Raw genomic sequence first — 18,949 nt, 5'->3', positions numbered from 1 at the left:
AATCAGGTTGTTAATATTTTTCCCGGCACACTGTTAAACTCTCCGCTTCCGGGTACAAAAGGAAAACGTTTTATGGTCGCATCGGTAAGTTCGATCCCCAGTCCCGGTTTTTCCGGAGGCAATACGTATCCGTCTTTTATCTGCAGGCCGTCGCCGATCAGCTCACTGTGCAGCGGGCCGTAAGCCGGCGCCACTTCCAGCATCACGGTATTGGAGCAGGCAAAACCGGCATGTATATTCTGCATCTGCGCAGCACCGGCGCCCCAGGCATGCGGCGCAATACTACTGTTTTTCTGTGCCAGGCTCGCCGCAATTTCCATAAACGGCCCCAGTCCGGAAACAAAAGCCGCATCCGGCTGACCAATATGAAAACATTCTTTCTCAATAAAGGTCTGCCATTCGCTCACTGCGGTCAGACATTCGCCTCCGGCTATGCGTGTTCTGGTATTCCGGCAAAGCTCGGCATACCAGTCGGGCCGTGTATAATGCAGCGGTTCTTCCAGGAAGAACAGGTCTTCGGTCTCTACCGCTTTAGCCACTGCCAGGGCGGTATCCAGATTCCAGGTGGCGGTGGCGTGATTGCCCATATGCGCATCCAGCATCAGCCACAGGTCCCTGCCAAAACGTTCTCTTATAAAGCGGAGCTTTTCTACTTCAAAAGCGGCCGCGGCCTCCGGCTCGTTCGAGATTTGGGAACCTTTATCTTTATAATACGCCCCGGCGCCTACCTTTACCCCTTTAAACCCCAGGGAGCAGTAGTATTCTATTTTACCGGCCAGCTTGTCCAACGGATAATTGCTGGGACCACCGGTTGCATAACAGGGCAGTTTTTCGTGCTGCTGTACCATTTTAAAGTCCTTTCCGTATTCCTCCTGCAATAACCGGTACACCGGCATGCCTGCAGCTTTTCCTTTCAGATCCCAAAGCGCGGCCTCAATACCTGTAAGCGCAATGGCGCCCAGGCCCACCCGGCACCAGAAATTGCCGCAATGGTACATGCGCTGCCAGAGGGTGCGGATATCCCCGGCATCTGCGCCGATCAAGATGGGTTTAAAAAAATCCACAATGGCCGGTATCGATTCCGGGAAGAAATAACCCCCGTATGTTTCACCAATGCCCGTCAACCCCTCCTCGGTTTCAATTTTTACAAATGCGGCGCTCCGTAGCTTGCGTGCCTCAGACAAATAGGGATCCAGGGTACAGGGCCCTGTAAGTAATATAGTGGTAACCTCTTTAATTTTCATGTAACTGCTTGATCTCGTTAAAACGGCATTATCGTCATCACTCAAAAATACTTTAACCGGCTTCAGCATGCTGATACTTTTTGATATTGTAGTAGTATTTTCTTTTAGCGGCTCTGGCGGGTGATACCGGCCACTTTTTCCGGCCCTTCCGCTGTGCTATCCCATAAAAATGCGAAGAAGCTTCTTCCGCATCCGTTAACGGCCAGCCGAAGATGAACCGGGGATCGCCGGGATATAATCCAATCCAGGTATTTGTCTTAAGGTCTTTCCCCGATGCGACTCAGAAATCGTACACGTTATGCCGTATACTGTAAAAGCAAAGAACAGACAATGACGCTGCACGCCGGCAATCTTTGTACCCCGAGCAAGAATCGAATGTTTCAGCCGCAGTGCGGCGGTGATCCCCGATTTGCGTGGGCGCGAACCAGGGCGACAGGCATCATTGCGCTTATTGTTTTACGTTTTTAAAATAACGGTCCGGGAACACCCACGTACGCGTATAAAAATCCATACAGCTCGTATGCGGCACATCGGGGTAAAACCGGTATTCATCCATGGATGCCGGTACCCCAATCCCGCCGGATAGTACATAAGGATCAAAATAATCAAGTGTTCGAAAGGCCGCTGCAATATTGTTGCCTGCCCGGTTCAGTAATATTTTAAGATGAAGAGGGCAAAGTAACCGTCAATCCCGCATTGCAGAGATAAGGCACATGAGCCACTACCGCCTTAATGCGGCTGTCCAAGACCGTAACTGCGAGCGAGATCCCTCCGGCCTGGCTGGTGCCCACCATGGCAATGCGGCTGGAATCAATATCCGGTCGTGTAACTATATAACCGATCATGCGGATAATATCCATATATCCTCCCTGATAATAATCGCCTTCGGGCAAAGCCAGTTTGGTGCTCAGTTTGTCGCTGTTAATCGAGAAATAGTTTGACGAAATACCCTGGCCCCTGGGATATACCTGTAGTACGGCATAACCCCGCTGGCATTCGCCCAATTGCACGCCCTGGCTTCTCCCTGAACCGGGATCGAAAAATAACCGGCCACCGTAACATTGTTGAGGCTTTTTACCGTGATAAAATATTTTTTATAGGACAGTGTTTCGGCCACCGGCTCTGTTTTGCCGTCGATGGGTATTGCAGCGAGGCGGGCACATGTTTTTTTCCAGAATGCATCAATGCTGTCCGGCGGGTGGAACACAGTTGTGCCCGCGCGGCACACGGATCAGCACGGCCTCACTCACCAACGGGTCATGTGCAGGATCTAATAAAAAAGCCGGCAGAACGTAAAGTACATCACCGGGGATCAAAAACGGGTACCTTCATGCTTTCCCCGCCCTTTAAAGCAGATTGGTGCGCCACAATACCGGGTACGGTATAGGCCAGCGACTCATATATATCTACAGCAGGTTTCCGGTTATGCACAAGGGCGTCGATAAACTCATGCGTCAGAAAGGTGTGGGAGCCGCCATGCCCGCTGTTGTGCCGCAACGGCGCCGGCAGCAGATCAGTTTGCCACCAAAGCTCCTGCTTGTAAGGCTCTGTAACCGGGGCCTTATGTTTGAACCCTGCATCATCATATCCAATCTGCTCTGCATAACGCACAACAATATTGTCCTGGGGATCGGCCTCCCGGTGCGCCATGTAAAAGCTCATTTTATTGCCTTCCCATTCGGCACGCTCCGCATTTCGGACAGCTGCCCGCCAGTCCACTTCCACCTTAAACGGATGTCCTTTATCCGTTTCAAACATTGCTGTTTCGTTCCAGAAGGGGTTCCGGTATGCATTGTTTTTCAGTATCGGGCTGTCATCGCCCCAGCCCATGCAGCTTACACGGGTCAGTCGCTCCCCCGTTACCGAAACCAGGAAAGCCGTACAATGCGTGGGATAAAGCATGGGGGGCAGGCCATGCCTCCAGGTGGGCTTTTTGTGCTCATCAAAATACAGCACTTCCAGTCCGGGGTGATGGTACTCCCCGGCGGAGCGGAAGATGGTTCCAAAATCGCCGTTCCGGTACATCTTGCGTACAGAGATCGTTTGCTGACGGTAATAACTGGTTTCCGCCATCATATAGGTAAGCCCCGTTTGCTTTACGGTTTCCAGCACCCGGCGGCAATCTTCCAATGTTAACGCCACCGGCACGGCGCAAAGCACATGCTTGCCCGCTTTTAATGACTGGATCACATGCGTTGCATGATCGGGCGCGGGGGTTGCTATAAATACGGCGGCAATCTTTTTATCTTTTAAAAGCTCTGCAAGAGAGGGATAACTTTTAGAGCATTTGTAGGTCTGCATCAACCGCTGCCGCAGGTCTGCCTTAAGATCACTCACCGCTTCAACGATGCAATCCGGGTGCTCATGAAAATGAAAGGAAGCACCAAAACGCCCGCCTACGATCCCGATCCTTATTTTATTTTGGCTCCCGGAAGGGCCCGTAGCAAAAGACCGGCCGGATGCAAGCAACAGCGATGCCGTTGTTCCACCCGCCATGGTAAGAAAAGATCTCCGGTTCAGCATCTTGTTTCTATTTATCTTTTAGTGCTTCCGTAATATAGGCCGGTACTTTCATGGGCGCCTTCATCCCATAGCCCAGCAGCTTCCAGGTATTGCGTGCATACATATTCCCCATATACATGGGTTGCGGCAGCCATACCCGGTAAAGATTGGTTTCGCTCCATTGGTTACCCGCCGATGCATAGTCGCACATCAGGATCCTTTTTTCCCGGTGGATGTGGAAAATAGGACGATCGGTAAACGGCACTTCAAAAGCCATCCAGATATTCTTATCCGGAACGTCCACCGGTCTCAGATCGATATATACGTCCTCTTTTTGACTGTCGAAATCATGGGCAGGATCCAACGACCGGTATTTGGGATTGCCCGGAAACGGTTCAAATTTACGGGCACCTCCAATGAGCCATATGGCCGTGTCCTGTTCCGGCACCAGCCGGCTGTCCATCGCCAGCACAACAGGGCCGCGTACCACCGCCTGATCGGTTCCCGAAGGGGCATGCACAATACGACCCCGCATGTCCAGCTCCAGCTCGATCCGGTCACCCTGCTCCCACACACGGTGCAGCGTCACATAGCCGCCGGGTGCTGCTGTAACGGGTTTCCCGTTCACGGTCAGTTTTGTTTTTTTGCTCCAGTCCGGAATGCGCAATTGCAATGGAAATGTAACCGGCCGTTGCGTCTGTACAGTAAAGCGTATATTTCCACCGGCCGGGTAGGTGGTCGCTTCCGTCAGTTGTACCGAAGCTCCATTTTTTAATTGATGGGTGATCTTTCCCGCTGAATAAAGGTTGACTGCCAGCGCATCATTGGGCATTTTCATGGCCATCCACTCCGGTGTGATCAGCAATCCCCGCGGCCCGCTGGATACGCAGCAACTGATATCGCATCCCTGTACACGGCTGGGCATGCGCTGCCCGTTCAGCTGCGAATGATAGGCCCACCACTCACCCCTCGGCATCATGGCGCCCAGCAAACCGTTATACAACGACCGCTCCATTGCATCGGCCCAGCGCGGGTTGCCGGTAAGGCGCAGCAGCTGATAGCACAATTTCATCCAGGTAACGGTAGCGCAGGTTTCGTTGGGCTGCTCCAGCACGCCGGTTTGGGCCAGCGCCCCGTTATACCACATTTCGTGGTTGCAGACCGTTCCGGTGATCATGAGCTCATACTTTTCCACCGCTTCCGCAAACTTAATGCAGGCATCCAGATAACGTTTATTGCCCGTGGCCCGGTACAGCTCGCACAACCCTTCAAAATTGGACATCAGGGCATAAGCATGATGCACTTCATACTGCACCAATGGCAGCCCGGCTTCCGCATTTTCAATCAGCCGTACCCCTTTAGGCGCGTATTTGCCCGGCTTGCTCCAACTTGCCACAATGTACTCAGCGTATTTTAAATATCGTTTATCACCCGTACGCTGATACAACAATACGATCGGCTCCAGGATGGAAAAATTAACACCCCCTTTATGAAAAGGCGGACCGTATTCCTCCAGGCTCATTTTTCCCGGGCCCGTTTTGCTCAACAAGTAGTCTGCGCTTCTTTGCGCAGCCCGCAGGTATTGCAGATCGCCGGCTTCATCATATTGGGCAATGAGGCCCAGCAGCACATATTTCTGTATCCAGATATCCCATACTTTAAACGCATCTGAAGCATTGTATGTAGAGATATAACCGTTTTCAGCAGGCGCGTGGATCAGTTCCTGCATGGCCGTATTCGCCTTGCCTGTCAGCGCCGGGTTGGACTGATACCGGCAGGCCAGCGCCGCGGCAGTTGCCCATTTCCCGATAAACTCACCCCAATATCCCCCCGGATCCAGGTTTTTTGTTTTGAAGATCCGGAGAAAAGGCGCTGCCGGCTGCAGGACAATGCGATTATTGATACAAAGGTCCATCTTATTGCCCAGGTATCCGCCGATGGTTACTGCGCCCGCAGCCAAAGGCTGCAGCCGGTCCCTGACAGCAACTACCCTGTTCGACTGTGCACCGGCGGCCAGCCCCGCCATTCCAAAAACAAGCGCAGCACAGCCGGAACGGATCCTGCTGCGGCCGCCCGGGCCAAATTGCCGCTGCATACCGTGCAGGGTCCCACACCGGCGCAATCTATTTTTCATTTTTTTCAAAACGCTCTTCATTTAATTTCTGCTGATAGGCTGCCTTTGCTTCCAGGTCTTCTTTTGCAGATGCTCCAAAGTAGATAAAGCCCAGTGCCTCCCGGGAGCGGTCGCTCTTATTGGCATCTGTACGGTGAATGGTCATGGCATCATGTACCAGCAGATCCCCCGCCTTTGCACGAAAAAAGATTTCATTGGAATGATCGGCGTCGGAGTAATCGGTAATGCCCTGTGAAAAACCCAGTGTCTGGGTACGGCCATGCGGACGCATTCCTTTCTGATGCGAGCCTTTGATATAGCGTACACATCCATTGGTCTCATCCGCTTCTTCCAGCGCCAGCCACATGGTGATGGCCTTGCAGGGCTTCAGCATAAAATAGTACCCGTCCTGGTGCGCAGGTGTGGCCTTGCCAATACGGGGCGGTTTATTAAAATATTCCAGGTTCCGGGCAACGGGCGCATCATCCAGCAACACACCGGCCAGCTCTTCAAACCTGCTGCCAACCAACACGTCGCCGAAAAAGGGACTGTAGTTTTGAATGTCCTGGAGCTGCTTCAGCGTACCCGGGTCATTCTTATCTTCATAGAATACGTAGCCCGCAGGCATTTCAGGAACTTTTTGTTCCACAAACCTCCGCAGCTCTTCTTTAATCCCTGCTATTTCTTCATTGCTTAAAAAGCCCGGAAGATAGGCATATCCATCCCGGTTATAATCCGTTTTAACGGCGGAAAAATCGTTTGAAATCATAATGTATAATTTTGATATAAGGCAACATCAAATTTAGTTTCTGAAATCCTTTAGAAGCAGTACTATTTTGTGTACTATTAGTATTTTTATACCCCTGCCGTTCTATCCTTTATGGCCGGTCCAGGTAATAATAGCTGGTAGCTACATAATAATCCTTGCGGTAAAAATTCACCCATCCTTTTGGAAACTTTTCATCGGATATCTCCGGCAGCTTTTCTTCCATCAGGTTGTGCTTGTATAAATAACTGGCGCCCGTTACTGAAACAGGGATCAGTTTTGCCCCATTTGCAAGATAGCTCCGCACATTGTCCAGCTGGTCGCCGCCCATTTGCTGAATGGCTACTTTTATATTCTTATAAAAAACAACCGCATCCGGAATATGATAACGGTAAAAACACCAGGTTCCCGTTTTTACATCGGCAACCGGCGATCCCTGGTATAAGTGGTCGAAGGCGCCCTGGCGATAAGCGGTTCCCACATAATCTTCCGTACCGGAATTGATCAGGGTAGGTGCTGCATTGTCTCCGTCTATGTACATCTTTATTTCTCCCTCTCCCCACCAGCTGTTCTTATAAGAGCTGTCTGTAACAAGTCCAAAGTTAGCGCCAATGAACCGGCCCCTGCCCTTTACCGCAGGCAGGACCACAAAATCATCTCCCACTTTCGTGTTTTGATTGGTGGCGTGATACGCATGAAAATATAAAATACCGGCGGGCAGCTTCGTTTGGGTATAGTTCACATCATAAAACAGGGTAATATCCTTTTCGCCCCGGTTGACCATCACGATCCTTCCGGCCTTCCGGAAAGGCATTTTTACAGTCGCGTTGAATGAACGTCCCTCGGGACTTGAAAACAGCGCATTTTGAAAAGGCACCATTTTTCCGAGCGAAAATCCAAAGAAATCGCTGACAGGCACCGATACCGATGGCTCCCGGTTATCTTCCCAATACATTTCGATATAGATGTTCTTTAACGCCTCCGGCGTCCGGTCCGACAAGGTCATCCATATACGGTTGATCACCGCGCTGCCTTTGACATCAAAGATCACTTTTTTACTTTTGCTCCTGATGATGTCCCAGGCATGGCCCTTGGCCTGTTTGTTCTCCAGCCCGCCGCTTCCTTTTGCGCCGGTCGGGTTTTCAAAGCTGATCCAGCGGGTCTCCTCCCCTTCGGGAATACGATAAAGCTCCTGCGACCAGGCTGCATGCGACCATAAGACGCATAATAAAAAAAGGCAATTCCTCATATGATTTATGTTTTGTTTTTTTGCCAGATTGCAGATCATTCATTTTCTCTTAGCAGATGTCCCCGGGCGATCGCGGCCGAAAACATCCCGCAGGGGATCCAGGTATTTCATTTTGTTTTTTGTATCCGGCGCCAGGTAGCTTCCCTCGGTCCACTCATTCCAGGCATCAACGGTTACGATCTTATTTGCCTGCGCATGCACATCCAGCTACCCGCGCACCCACAGCAACGCCTTTCTGAAAGCTGCAGGCGTATTATCAATAATGACGGGGGTATGCGGGTAGCCGGAATTTACAAAGGACGTGTGCTGATCGGTCCGGGGCGAGGGGTCCCACCCCATGGTGATATTCGGATAGTATGGCACCGGCAATTGATCCACGGCGGCATCTGTAAATGCAATATACGCCTTCTTCACGCTCTCGTATGCAGCGCCCGGAAACGCGTTGAAGCCCCCGTAGTGGTACCAAACATACGAGGTACAGGAATTAAAGGGCAGGACCCGAATAAAACGGGCGGCTTTTGTTTTCTCCCGGAAATAACGGATCGCCTTTACTGCCCCCGCCAGTGAATCAAAGGATCGGACGAACATACCGATATCATATACCGAAAAATACGGTGCTCCATCGATCTTTTGCGCCATAACCCCGGGATCCGCCTCATCTTTATAATCCCAAAGAGGAGTTTTGGGCTGCTGGTGTCCCTTAAACCGGGGCTTCGCGTTTTGCAGCAGCTGCCATTCCGTCCACCCCTTTCCAAAATACCGTTCATTCCGAGCATCTACGTGGTAGTTTGGGAAATAATAGGCCGCTACCTGATAATCATCTTTTGGCGCATTGCTGCCCCGCTGCGCAGTAATTGCGTTAGCAAAAAAGAGCAAACTCAATGAAAGGAATGTGTGACGCATCACAACCGTTTGTTTTATCTCGTGCAAACTTAATTTTATTGAAAAAGAACAACCGGGCAATTCATCCATAAATCAGGTACTATTATATCAGCCGCTTTTCGTTTCCTGCCGGAAAACCGATTTTTAAGCTTTCATAAATGTGTATCTTGAATTTACATGGATATAAAAGACCGTGAAGCAGTAAGCTTGGTTCAGAACGGTAAGTAACGAATGCTGCTTAATAGATGCAGGATTTTTGAAAGGTCTTTTTTTAAACAATTTCTGAGACTACGCAAACTACCGGTACCTTTCTTATTTTTAAGGATCATTTTAACATCATTTGCCATTATGCGTTATTCCATTCTTTTCCTGATCTTACTGCTCAAAGGCACGGGCGGCTATGGCCAGGCAGACACCGCCACTTATCTCAGCAGCATCAAAGCCGAACTGCAGAAGGAGTGGCCAAAGAACCGTACCATCAACCTGGTCTTTCATGGACACTCTGTGCCCTCCGGTTATTTCAAAACGCCGTTTGTCAACACCTTCGATTCCTATCCTTACCAGGTACTGAAGCAGTTAAAGGAACGGTATCCCAACGCAGTGGTCAACGTGATCGTAACAGCCATCGGCGGGGAAAATTCCGAATCCGGTGAAAAAAGGTTCCGCAGGGATGTACTCAGCCATCGCCCGGATATATTGTTCATCGACTATGCATTGAATGACCGGATGATGGGGACCGGACGTTCCCGGATCGCCTGGGAAAAAATGATCAAAGCCGCGCAGGAGCAGCTGATCCCGGTCATTCTGCTCACGCCCACACCCCATCAGCAGTTCCCGATGACGGGCTCCGCCAGCGCCTATGCCCCTTTTGCAGCCGGCATCCGCGAGCTCGCAAAAAAATACAACACCGGCCTTGCCGACAGCTATGCTGCCTTTGAGCAAAAATTGAAAGAAGGGCACAGCGTTACCGAATACATGTCGCAGGTGAATCATCCCAATAAGGAAGGGCATGCGGTGGTGGCCCGCGAGATCATGAAGTGGTTTTAGATCCATTGCTCAATACCGGTAACCCGATACCAAAAGAGAATAACGGATCCTCCAACACTTACATCCTGAAATATAGTATCACAATCCCAGAAAAAGTAAGAGGACCGGTATTTGCAGAACTACTATCTTCGGCCTGATGATTACGTATAACGATTCTGAGCGCTATCAAAAAGCCATACGCGGCGCCTGGCTTACTGTCTTCCTGTTGTTTGTTGTCGGTTTCCTGAACTATCTGGACCGGATCATGCTGACCACGATGCGCACGTCGATCGTGGACGCCATTCCTATGACGGACGCACAATTCGGGCTGCTGACCTCCGTGTTCCTGTGGGTATACGGACTGCTCAGCCCTTATGCGGGCTTTCTTGCAGACCGGTTCAGCCGCAGCAAGGTCATTATTGTAAGTCTTTTTGTATGGTCTGCCGTTACCTGGTTAACTGCCCATGCTCAAAACTTTGAACAACTGCTGGCCACAAGGGCGCTGATGGGCATCAGTGAAGCCTGCTACATTCCGGCTGCACTGGCGTTGATCGCCGACTATCATCGCGGCTCCACCCGATCATTGGCCATCGGCATTCACAACGGGGGTATCATGATCGGTCAGTCTATGGGATTCCTGGGCGGATGGATCGCCGAAAATCATCATTGGTCGGATGCCTTCACCGTATTTGGCATATTCGGAGTGGCGTATGCCGTAGTCATGTTCTTCTTCCTGAAAGATGTACCGGGTGGCAGGGCTTCCCTTCCCCTTCCGGCCGAACAGGGAAACAGCGATGAGAAGATCACCTTCCTGAACGGGATCAAGACCCTTTTCAAACGGCGCAGCTTTATTTTGCTGGTGATCTTCTGGGGCCTGCTGGGTCTGGTGGGATGGATGATCGTTGGATGGCTGCCAACCTACTATAAAGAACATTACCAGCTTTCACAAACCATGGCGGGCGTATATGCCACCTGGTATGTTTATCCGCTCAGTTTTGCCGGGGTCATTTTAGGCGGGTTTCTGGCCGACCGCTGGCACCGGTCCAACCGCTATGCGCGCATCCTGCTGCCGGCTATCGGCCTGCTGATCGCTGCCCCTGCAGCTTATATGGCCGGTGCTACCGATGTATTGTTACTGGCCATCGGCGGATTTATGGTCTACGCATTCACCCGTACGTTTACCGATACCAACCTGATGCCCATCCTCTGCATGATCGCTGATGAAAAGTACCGTGCAACAGGATACGGGGTCTTAAATATGTTTGCCTGCATTGTAGGCGGGCTGAGCATTTACGCCGGCGGCGTGCTGAGGGACGCTTCGGTAAACACACAGGTGCTCTTCAAAACGGCTGCAATCACGATGGTCGTCTGCGCGCTCCTGCTTTTTGCCATCAAGTCCATATACGCCCGGACCACGGGCTCATCAAAATAAATCCAATGAAATTTCTTTTTATCATCTGTACACTTTCATTCCTAAACTATTCCTGTATGCATCCGTGCAAAATAGAAACCTCTTTAAAAGACCAGGCGCTGACTGAATTGCGCACAGTATTAAAAAACAATACCGTCTGGGTAAAAGTTCATGCGGCTGAATACCTGCTATGGCTGCACGAGGACAACAGCGAAGTGCAAAAAGCTTACCTGGATGAATACGGGAAATATCAGAATGAACCGAAATACCGCATCGGCATCTCGCGTGTTTTATACCAGACCGAAAGCGACCCTGCAAAGAAGAAAGCCTGGGTGGACAAGGTACTTGCCGTTTTTGGCGATACCACTTCTCCCGACCGGATCCATGCCGCCGAAACCCTGGCCAAGCTGAAAACATCCCCGCAGCCATTATACCCGGAGGCCACCCATGCTGCGCTGGGCGATACCAGTCGCATCCTGCAGACCTATACGTTGTGGGCTACCTCCTATACTTCTGCAGAGACCGAAGAAAAGAACAAACAGGAATTCATCCGCAGATCCTTTGAAGACCCGGACCCCATCATCCGGAAGATCAGCGCCTATGTATTGCTGAAATCAAAAGACCTGACACCCCGGGAATGGAGCTCGTTTGCAACAAAGGCTTTGAATGAGCCGGCAGGCAGTGAGCTGCGCAACAACCTGCTTCATGCGGCTTTTGTAACTTACCTTGGTGATGATGAGACCACTTTCCAAAAAATAAAAACAGAGATGACCCGGGACTGGAAGCAGTTCACCGCCTCCCAGCGTATTGAGCTGGCACAGGCACTGGCGGAACAAGGCGATTGCGACGATGCAACGGTTTTGTCGGCCTTCTTAAACAATAATGAAAACAATGGCCTCTATGAGGCACAAAGCGCAACCGGCGCTGATGTGCGGGCTGCAGCCGCTTATGCCATCCTGAAAATAGCGGAGCGGACATCTAAATAATGTGTATTTTTCAACTATGAAAATGAGAACAAGTCGCGTATTACAAAAATTGAGAAGCGGTGGCTTTGCCAGCTGCATCAAAATAAATATTTCGAACGCACAGGTAGCCGAGATCGCCGCCCTTTGCGGTTTTGACTGTGTTTGGGTAGACCAGGAACATTGTACTCCCGATTGGGATGTGCTCAACAGCCAGGTATGGGCAACCAAGGCATACAATACCGACCTGATGGTGCGGGTACCCCGGGGCAGCTACAGCGATCTGGCCAAGCCGCTGGAAATGGATGCCACGGGCATTATGGTACCGCATATTATGAGCCTGAATGATGCGAAAAAAGTGGTACAGGATACCCGCTTCCATCCCATCGGCAGAAGGCCGATCGATGGCGGTAACGCAGACGGGGCCTATACCAATATGGATTTTCAGGAATACCTGGCCACCGCCAATAAAGAGCGGTTTGTAGTGCTGCAGATCGAGGACCCCGAACCACTGGAAGAGCTGGAAGCCATCGCAGCGCTGGAAGGTTATGACATGCTCTTTTTTGGCCCGGGCGATTTTAGCCAGGGCATCGGGGCGCCCGGGGATTTCAGCCACCCGAAGCTATTGGAAACAAGGGAGCGGGTTGCCGCGCTGGCAAGAAAATACGGAAAATTCGCCGGCACTACCGGCGGCATCGACCACCTGGATTCTTTTAAACAGATGGGTTATCAGTTTGTAAGTGTGGGCGCCGATGTAGTGGGGCTCTCCGCTTATTTTAAAACCCTTGTTAGCAGGATCCACTCATCTGCAACAGAGGAGCAAAAAGGGAATGAGGCCTATAAATAGGTATTCTTAAAAACAAGAAGGATCTATTTCCGGAAAGATCTTATGGCCTTAAATGAGCTTTTTTCCGGACGTCCACTTGAGGCTACCGCCGGTTGCAGCCAATTTGCCGATTGGATCTTTATAACAGACCGCAGCTGCAGAGTCCGTGTTTCCCATCGATGACACCGGCGATCCTGAGTGCCCTTACCAGGGCGATATACCTGCTAAGTCCTGTACTAACAAATTTTATAAGCCCCCGGATCGGGGCGTCAAAAATGCGGCGTACGATCATCGGGTCCATGACTGATAGTGGAACCGGTATTCATTTTATACGAAAGTGGATGATAATTCAGGCCGATACTTCCCGTATAATGCTCCTGATAGCCGTTCAGGCCAATGGAATTGGTCGATTACGGATATCCAACCGGCATCATTAAAATGTTATAAAGATTGCTTTGATACCGGCCCATTATGATCCGGCGATCCGCTCCGTTTATTTTATTTCAAGAATGGTACCCGCAATATGCCGTATGCCGTCCTGTTTATTGAAATAATAAACCACCAGTACCCGGTTGTTTGTCAGCTGCACCGGCCAGGAATAACCCAGGTCCCGGGTGCCTCCATCATCCCGCAATACGATCTCGGGCGCCGTTGCATAATCGGTACACTCTGCATTCAGGATACGCGCCCGGATACCAAAAGGCGCGTGGCGGTACCCATAGGTAAGCAATACCCGGTTATCCGGCAAACGCAGCGCGTTGAGCGGATGTCCCTGGAAGCCCATCTTTTCCCAGCTAAATGTTTTACCACCATCCGTGGAGCGGGCAATACAGGCCTGGTCATCATAAAACTCTGTCCGCATAAACGCCACAATATCGCCCTTTGGCGTTTCATACACGGATGTTTCGCTGAAGGAAATGCTATCATTTTTGGCCACAGGCGCTGAATACTTCCAGGTCATTCCTTTATCGTAGGAAACCAGCAGGTGCGTGGCGTTGATCAATGGTTTTGTTTTTTCAACGCTTGCTGCCACCCAGTAGAGCTGCCCCTTTTTACCTTCATACATCGCTCCCCTGTTATAAGCCGGCAGTGGGTTGCCAAACGCATCATTATGCTTTTCCGATGGTATATGCAACGGCTCATAGGGCCCCTGCCAGGTCTTACCGCCATCTAAGGACTTCACCAGATATCCGCCATTAAAGACCGAGCTCAATGTATAGTGCCCGAAGTAAGGTGCTTTTATTTTAGCATCCGCCCGGGGAAACACCCAGGAATAGCTGGCGCAGAGGATGGATCCATCACGCAGCTGCAGCAAACAGGGATCCTGTGAGCCACCAAAAGGATAGGCGTATAAGAGTTCCGGTTGCCGGGGCCAGTTGATCCCGTCTTTGGAGCGCATCATCACCAGGTAGCTGTTGGGATCCACATGATTGGTACCCTTCTCCCCCAGCCGCTTCCGTTCCGGTGCTCTCCTGAACGCCAGGAGGAACTCCCCGTTCGGCCGCCGGATGATGGAAGGGAACGAGCTGTAAAAACGGGCATCTTCATACAGCACGATATCTTTTATTTTTTTTACCCCTGCATTTTGCTGCTGTGCAGGCACCGTAATAGCCGGTAATACAAAAAGCAACAGTAGTATCTCTCTTATCCTGATCCAACGCATATCGTAGATTTTTTATTTTGTAAAAATGATGCTTTTATTTTATTCTCCGCAACGCCCTTTTCTTTTCAGGGTCTCCTGGAAGGGGCCCTGAAAAATACCCCCGTTCCGCAGATCATCCTCCGCTACATCCCCTGCGGGAGACATCGGGGGGAAGGCTACATTGGGTTGTAGGCCGGGTTTACAACCGGGTATATCGCGCCTTCCTTTTTCAGCCAGGCCTGCAGATCGGCTTTCAGCTTTTTCGTAAGCGCTTTCTTGACCGGGGCCAGGTCATGTGCCTCCGACTGGTCCTCTTTCAGGTTGTATAATTCACAATGCTGGTCTTCATACCAGTAAATCAGTTTCCAGTTACCCGAACGGATGGCGGATGCCGGGCTTCCTTTTTGATTGCCGTAATGCGGATAATGCCAGTACAGCGAGCGCTCCGGCACCTCTTTTTTTGCCAACCGGGGAAGCAGGTTCACCCCATCTTTATGTTGTGTGTGGTTCTGCGGCAGGCCGGCCAATGCCAGCAACGTAGGATACAGATCCGTGTTCACCACCGGGGCATCAACCACCGTGCCAGGCTGCGTCATTGCCGGCCATTTCAGGAGGAGCGGCACGCGGATGCCACCTTCATACAACCATCCCTTGCCGCCACGCAACGGCCTGTTGGCCGTGGGCATTCCCTCTGCGGTAGAAAGCCCGCCATTATCCGAAAGGAATACAACGATCGTATTGCGATCCAGCTGCAGCTCTTTCAGCTTACTAAGCACCAACCCTACTGCGGAATCCGTTTCAAACACCATGGCCGCATACCGTTCATGATCCTGCTTCACCCGCTCCCTGCCCCAGGGACTTGCCACCACTGGCCGAAGTAGCTTCAGCCGATCTTTTTTTGCCGTATAGCGCGCAATATTCTTTTCGCCGGCAAGAACGGGAATATGCACCGCATAAAAAGAAACAAAGGCTAAAAACGGATGCGCTCTATTTTGTTCTATAAACCGGTTGGCTTCCGCCACAATTCCAAAGCTGCCTTTTGACGGACTTTTTGCCTTCCCCTCGAAATAGTGATCAAAGCCCTGTGTCAGCGGACCGTTTTGAGGCACAGACCCCAGGTGCCATTTTCCAGCCAGAAAAGTGGCATAACCGGCTTTTTTAAAGGCTTCGGCCAACGTTACTTCCTGTTGCGGCAGGTAGTTCCTGTAAGATGCCGGTAACAACCGGGTGATCTTTTCCTTCCGGGTTTCTTTTGCCGCATCTTCCGGCTGCACCGCACCAAACCAATCGGTGGTTTGCATGGCCACCGGATATTTGCCCGTCATGATGCCGGATCTTGCCGGGGAACAAACCGGCGCAGATGCATAGGCGCTGGTGAACCTTACCGATTGTGCAGCCAGGGCATCGATATGGGGTGTATCATAAAAAGAAGATCCGTAACAGTGCAAATCCTTCCAACCCATATCATCTACCAGAAAAAAGACGACATTGGGAGGGCGGTCCTGGCAGAATCCTTCCTGCGCAATGACAAGCAGCAATGCGCAAAAAAATAAATAATTCCGGCGAGCCTGTAATCGGGTCATGTTGCTGATTTAAACCTCCGTTAAAAAATACGATACCTGTACTGACCGGCTGCATTCGGATAAAAAGATCCCCGTTAACCGCGGATCATCCTTTTAGGCGCCAGTGGGTGGACAGAATATTGGTCGGCTGGCCATTGCCCGGCGACTGGTAATACACGGTCAGTAAAGAGCCGTCCATTAACTGAACAGTGGATGGATACCCCATATCGCCATTGGGCGAACCGGTTAAGATTACTTCATTTTCTATATCCCAGGTTTTGCCCTCATCATAAGAAAGGCAGGCACGCTGGCTGTAGGAAGGCTTCCGGTGGCCGTAAGTAAGCAATAATACATTGTTTTTTAAACGGGTTAGATGGGGAGGATACCCCCAAATACCCGTTTCTTTTGCCAGGGTCCATGTTTTTCCCCCATCATGGCTTTCGGATTGCAGCAGGTGGCCGCTGTGAAACGCTTTCGATTCATTGCGGATCATGGCCAGCAGCTTTCCCGAAGAACATTCGATCACATGCGGTTCTGAAATACTTTTGGCATTTTCAGGCAAGGGGATGCTTCCGATCACTTTCCAGGTTCTCCCGTCATCGGTCGACTTTTCGATCAGCACAGGTCCCATCGATTTGTATTTTCCCGTTCCCGCATATAAAAGATCCCCGCTTTTCAGATTCACCGGGCCATGGGGTGCCGTTCCTGCTGTGCGCGAGGGAACCTGCCAGGTTTTACCGCCATCCAGCGACCGTTTCGTCCAGTTACCCAACCATTCTTTTTTTGTCTCCCCGCTTATTTTCTCCCCGATGCGGGCATATTTATTATATGCCCCCTTCCATGCCGGATTTTCAAACGCAAGCGAGGTGAACCAACTCACCACAAGGGTCCCCTTCTTTGTCTGAATAATTCCTGCGTCCCGGTCGTCCAGCGGCGAATTGGTGATCGTTGTAGGAGCAGACCAGGTTTTGCCATTGTCCAACGACCGCAAAAGCTGTGTCTTTCCAAAGGGGCACACGTGGCTATCCCGGTCGCCCGAGTAAGCAACAAGCAGCTCATTGTCTTTTGTCAGCACAACCGTCGGCCATCCGAGGTAGCGGTTGGGCTCTATACCATTATTTGTCTGAACGGGATGACCGTTCTTATCAATTCCGCCGCATCCGGCCGGGAACCTGCCGGGTTCGATGCTGATCGTTTTCGTTTCCAGTATGTCTGCTATTGTATTTTTGACCGCATCCGGAACCGGACGTGGTGTCTGCTCCGCAACGAGGGTATTGTTTACATCTGCGACCCGGGCAATCAACGGCGATATGCCGATCAGTCCCAGGAAATTTCTTCGGTTATACGCTTTACTCATAATTTTTGATGGATCTGTTTTTTTATTTCGATGATCACTTATTTTTTCTTAACCACTACTTCACGCACTTTAATTGCCTTGCGAATGGTTCCTTCGGACGTCTGATAATGAAAATCGGAATAGATGATCAGAAATTTATTGGAACCGGTTGGAAGCAATCCTGTATATCCACACGACACCTGTGCTGAGCCGCCGCTGAGCTCTTTTTTAACATCATCATGCGGCAACATTTCAAATGCCCGGGACCACTGCATGCCCCTGGGATCCGTTGAAAAACGCAGCTGCACGCCGGGGCGCCCTGATGACATTACCAACACGCCATTGGATAATTGCAGCAAACGGGGCAATACTCCTGCCGGGGTGATCACCTGCGGCACCGACCAGGTCTTGCCCTGATCAGTGGAATAACTGCCATACATCGGTCCGATGCCCGCACCATCGGTGGTCCGGAGCACACAAAGAAATGTACCATCCTTTAATATTTCAAAGGCCGGCTCTGTGTATCCCATCCGCCTGGCAGACAAGGTATCTCCGGCTGGATCCAATTGAAAAGGGATCCGGCCCTGGACGCTCCAATGATGCCCGTTATCTGTGGAGCGATAGAAGAAGGCGCCGGATCGCGGATCCGTTTTTCCGTCCTTATCGACCAGGTATCCCGGGTAAATGCCAGCGATCAGGGAGCCGTCCTTCGCTACGTGAATATCACCCCACCACACGATCGGTACCAGTCCTGCAAGGCTGTACCGCGCTGCCTGCGGGTCTTCCAGCACCGCCTTCTCCAGCTCCCATTTTGAAGCGCCTTTTTTCAATCTTTTAAAATAGACGCCCTGCCTGCTTTCCGGCAGCTCGCTCAGGCGGTAAAAATTAAAATTTGACTTCCGGTAGTTTTCAAGTCCCACCCCAACCGGCGCCGGCAATTGCAACTCTTTTTCAGGAATGGGTTTGGGCGTATAAATGGCCAGGCGGTCTCCATTGGGCAACAGTACGGCATTGCCCGGATCTTCGGAAGGCTCCTCCCGCCAGCTTTTTCCCACATCGGTGGAGACAGCGCTGCCACGCGTGTCGGTTCCGTAAGCCTCAATGGCATCACGGGTGAGATTCCATTTAGCAACAATATTACCGTTGGCAGTACGGTCAATATTGGGAAACTGAAAAAAGCCCCACTTCTCCGGCCTGGCGGCCACGGCGATCACCACCGGGTCTTTAAACCGGATATCAAACGCCTTTTTCCCCCGTTGTTTGTATTGAACGGTGGTAGCTCCATAGGCCGCTATCCCATCCTTAAGGCCCCTGCCTTCCCCGGGTGACCGGTCATCCACAACCACTGCACTCTTTGAAGACGGCTGCGCCCCGCATACACCGGCTGCAAAAAATAAAAAAAGCATCAAAGAAATACGCATTTTGTAT

16 protein-coding genes are annotated in these 18,949 nt (G+C 51.1%); 4 read left to right on the top strand and 12 right to left on the bottom strand.

All coding sequences use genetic code 11. The features are described 5' to 3' along the window. Positions 1–2 precede the first annotated feature (2 nt). The 8 genes from B160_RS0114855 to B160_RS0114810 form a co-directional block, all read right to left on the bottom strand. On the bottom strand, positions 3–1,244 hold the full coding sequence (locus B160_RS0114855) for a mandelate racemase/muconate lactonizing enzyme family protein (protein WP_040679919.1): 1,242 nt from the start codon (positions 1,242–1,244) through the stop codon (positions 3–5). 659 nt (positions 1,245–1,903) lie between these two features. Next, entirely contained in the window at positions 1,904–2,254 is a 351-nt protein-coding gene (locus B160_RS29245; RefSeq protein ID WP_169540078.1) for an acetylxylan esterase, read from the bottom strand. A 292-nt stretch (positions 2,255–2,546) separates the two neighbouring features. Continuing rightward, positions 2,547–3,767, bottom strand: a complete 1,221-nt coding sequence (locus B160_RS0114835) for a Gfo/Idh/MocA family protein (protein ID WP_018628718.1) — start codon at positions 3,765–3,767, stop codon at positions 2,547–2,549. A gap of 7 nt (positions 3,768–3,774) precedes the next feature. Beyond that, positions 3,775–5,880, bottom strand: coding sequence for a glycoside hydrolase family 127 protein (locus B160_RS0114830; protein WP_040679916.1), 2,106 nt, complete (start codon positions 5,878–5,880; stop codon positions 3,775–3,777). After that, on the bottom strand, positions 5,870–6,628 hold the full coding sequence (locus B160_RS0114825; RefSeq protein ID WP_018628716.1) for a phytanoyl-CoA dioxygenase family protein: 759 nt from the start codon (positions 6,626–6,628) through the stop codon (positions 5,870–5,872). Before B160_RS0114825 ends, B160_RS0114830 begins: the two co-directional genes overlap by 11 nt. A 109-nt stretch (positions 6,629–6,737) precedes the next feature. Then, positions 6,738–7,874, bottom strand: a complete 1,137-nt coding sequence (locus B160_RS0114820; protein ID WP_040679973.1) for a glycoside hydrolase family 172 protein — start codon at positions 7,872–7,874, stop codon at positions 6,738–6,740. 39 nt (positions 7,875–7,913) lie between these two features. Then, a complete protein-coding gene (locus B160_RS32565; protein WP_018628714.1) occupies positions 7,914–8,075 on the bottom strand; it encodes a glycoside hydrolase family 99-like domain-containing protein in 162 nt (53 codons plus the stop codon). A 6-nt stretch (positions 8,076–8,081) separates the two neighbouring features. Then, positions 8,082–8,777, bottom strand: coding sequence for a glycoside hydrolase family 99-like domain-containing protein (locus B160_RS0114810; RefSeq protein WP_245562231.1), 696 nt, complete (start codon positions 8,775–8,777; stop codon positions 8,082–8,084). A gap of 327 nt (positions 8,778–9,104) precedes the next feature. Between B160_RS0114810 and B160_RS0114805 the strand changes: the two genes are divergently transcribed. From B160_RS0114805 to B160_RS0114790, 4 genes are all read left to right on the top strand, one after another. Beyond that, positions 9,105–9,803, top strand: a complete 699-nt coding sequence (locus B160_RS0114805) for an SGNH/GDSL hydrolase family protein (RefSeq protein WP_018628712.1) — start codon at positions 9,105–9,107, stop codon at positions 9,801–9,803. 136 nt (positions 9,804–9,939) lie between these two features. After that, positions 9,940–11,214 (top strand): MFS transporter, encoded by a 1,275-nt coding sequence (locus B160_RS0114800; RefSeq protein ID WP_018628711.1) that lies wholly within the window; start codon positions 9,940–9,942, stop codon positions 11,212–11,214. A gap of 56 nt (positions 11,215–11,270) precedes the next feature. Next, a complete protein-coding gene (locus B160_RS0114795; protein WP_040679914.1) occupies positions 11,271–12,179 on the top strand; it encodes a hypothetical protein in 909 nt (302 codons plus the stop codon). A gap of 16 nt (positions 12,180–12,195) precedes the next feature. Continuing rightward, positions 12,196–13,002 (top strand): HpcH/HpaI aldolase family protein, encoded by an 807-nt coding sequence (locus B160_RS0114790; RefSeq protein WP_040679913.1) that lies wholly within the window; start codon positions 12,196–12,198, stop codon positions 13,000–13,002. Between the two features lie 472 nt (positions 13,003–13,474). Here B160_RS0114790 and B160_RS0114780 read toward each other — a convergent pair whose 3' ends face one another. The 4 genes from B160_RS0114780 to B160_RS0114760 form a co-directional block, all read right to left on the bottom strand. Then, positions 13,475–14,644 (bottom strand): sialidase family protein, encoded by a 1,170-nt coding sequence (locus B160_RS0114780; protein ID WP_018628707.1) that lies wholly within the window; start codon positions 14,642–14,644, stop codon positions 13,475–13,477. Positions 14,645–14,799: 155 nt separating this feature from the next. Then, a complete protein-coding gene (locus tag B160_RS29240) occupies positions 14,800–16,206 on the bottom strand; it encodes a sulfatase (protein WP_018628705.1) in 1,407 nt (468 codons plus the stop codon). A gap of 85 nt (positions 16,207–16,291) precedes the next feature. Further along, positions 16,292–17,542 (bottom strand): sialidase family protein, encoded by a 1,251-nt coding sequence (locus B160_RS29235; RefSeq protein ID WP_018628704.1) that lies wholly within the window; start codon positions 17,540–17,542, stop codon positions 16,292–16,294. 38 nt (positions 17,543–17,580) lie between these two features. Then, the gene (locus B160_RS0114760) at positions 17,581–18,942 is read right to left on the bottom strand and encodes a sialidase family protein (RefSeq protein WP_018628703.1); all 1,362 of its coding nucleotides are present in this window, start codon (positions 18,940–18,942) and stop codon (positions 17,581–17,583) included. Positions 18,943–18,949: the final 7 nt, after the last annotated feature.

The sequence above is a fragment of the Niabella aurantiaca DSM 17617 genome (assembly GCF_000374125.1).
GTDB lineage: Bacteria > Bacteroidota > Bacteroidia > Chitinophagales > Chitinophagaceae > Niabella > Niabella aurantiaca.
This window is presented reverse-complemented; position numbering and strand designations above follow the sequence as displayed.

Excerpts from the sequence above, each read along its gene's own strand:
- B160_RS0114810 (WP_245562231.1), bottom strand. The coding sequence starts at position 8,777 with ATGCGTCACACATTCCTTTCATTGAGTTTGCTCTTTTTTGCTAACGCA.
- B160_RS0114790 (WP_040679913.1), top strand. The coding sequence starts at position 12,196 with ATGAAAATGAGAACAAGTCGCGTATTACAAAAATTGAGAAGCGGTGGC.
- B160_RS0114780 (WP_018628707.1), bottom strand. The coding sequence starts at position 14,644 with ATGCGTTGGATCAGGATAAGAGAGATACTACTGTTGCTTTTTGTATTA.
- B160_RS0114760 (WP_018628703.1), bottom strand. The coding sequence starts at position 18,942 with ATGCGTATTTCTTTGATGCTTTTTTTATTTTTTGCAGCCGGTGTATGC.
- B160_RS0114835 (WP_018628718.1), bottom strand. The coding sequence starts at position 3,767 with ATGCTGAACCGGAGATCTTTTCTTACCATGGCGGGTGGAACAACGGCA.
- B160_RS0114820 (WP_040679973.1), bottom strand. The coding sequence starts at position 7,874 with ATGAGGAATTGCCTTTTTTTATTATGCGTCTTATGGTCGCATGCAGCC.
- B160_RS0114825 (WP_018628716.1), bottom strand. The coding sequence starts at position 6,628 with ATGATTTCAAACGATTTTTCCGCCGTTAAAACGGATTATAACCGGGAT.
- B160_RS0114805 (WP_018628712.1), top strand. The coding sequence starts at position 9,105 with ATGCGTTATTCCATTCTTTTCCTGATCTTACTGCTCAAAGGCACGGGC.
- B160_RS29240 (WP_018628705.1), bottom strand. The coding sequence starts at position 16,206 with ATGACCCGATTACAGGCTCGCCGGAATTATTTATTTTTTTGCGCATTG.
- B160_RS29235 (WP_018628704.1), bottom strand. The coding sequence starts at position 17,542 with ATGAGTAAAGCGTATAACCGAAGAAATTTCCTGGGACTGATCGGCATA.
- B160_RS0114795 (WP_040679914.1), top strand. The coding sequence starts at position 11,271 with ATGCATCCGTGCAAAATAGAAACCTCTTTAAAAGACCAGGCGCTGACT.
- B160_RS0114855 (WP_040679919.1), bottom strand. The coding sequence starts at position 1,244 with ATGAAAATTAAAGAGGTTACCACTATATTACTTACAGGGCCCTGTACC.
- B160_RS0114800 (WP_018628711.1), top strand. The coding sequence starts at position 9,940 with ATGATTACGTATAACGATTCTGAGCGCTATCAAAAAGCCATACGCGGC.
- B160_RS0114830 (WP_040679916.1), bottom strand. The coding sequence starts at position 5,880 with ATGAAAAATAGATTGCGCCGGTGTGGGACCCTGCACGGTATGCAGCGG.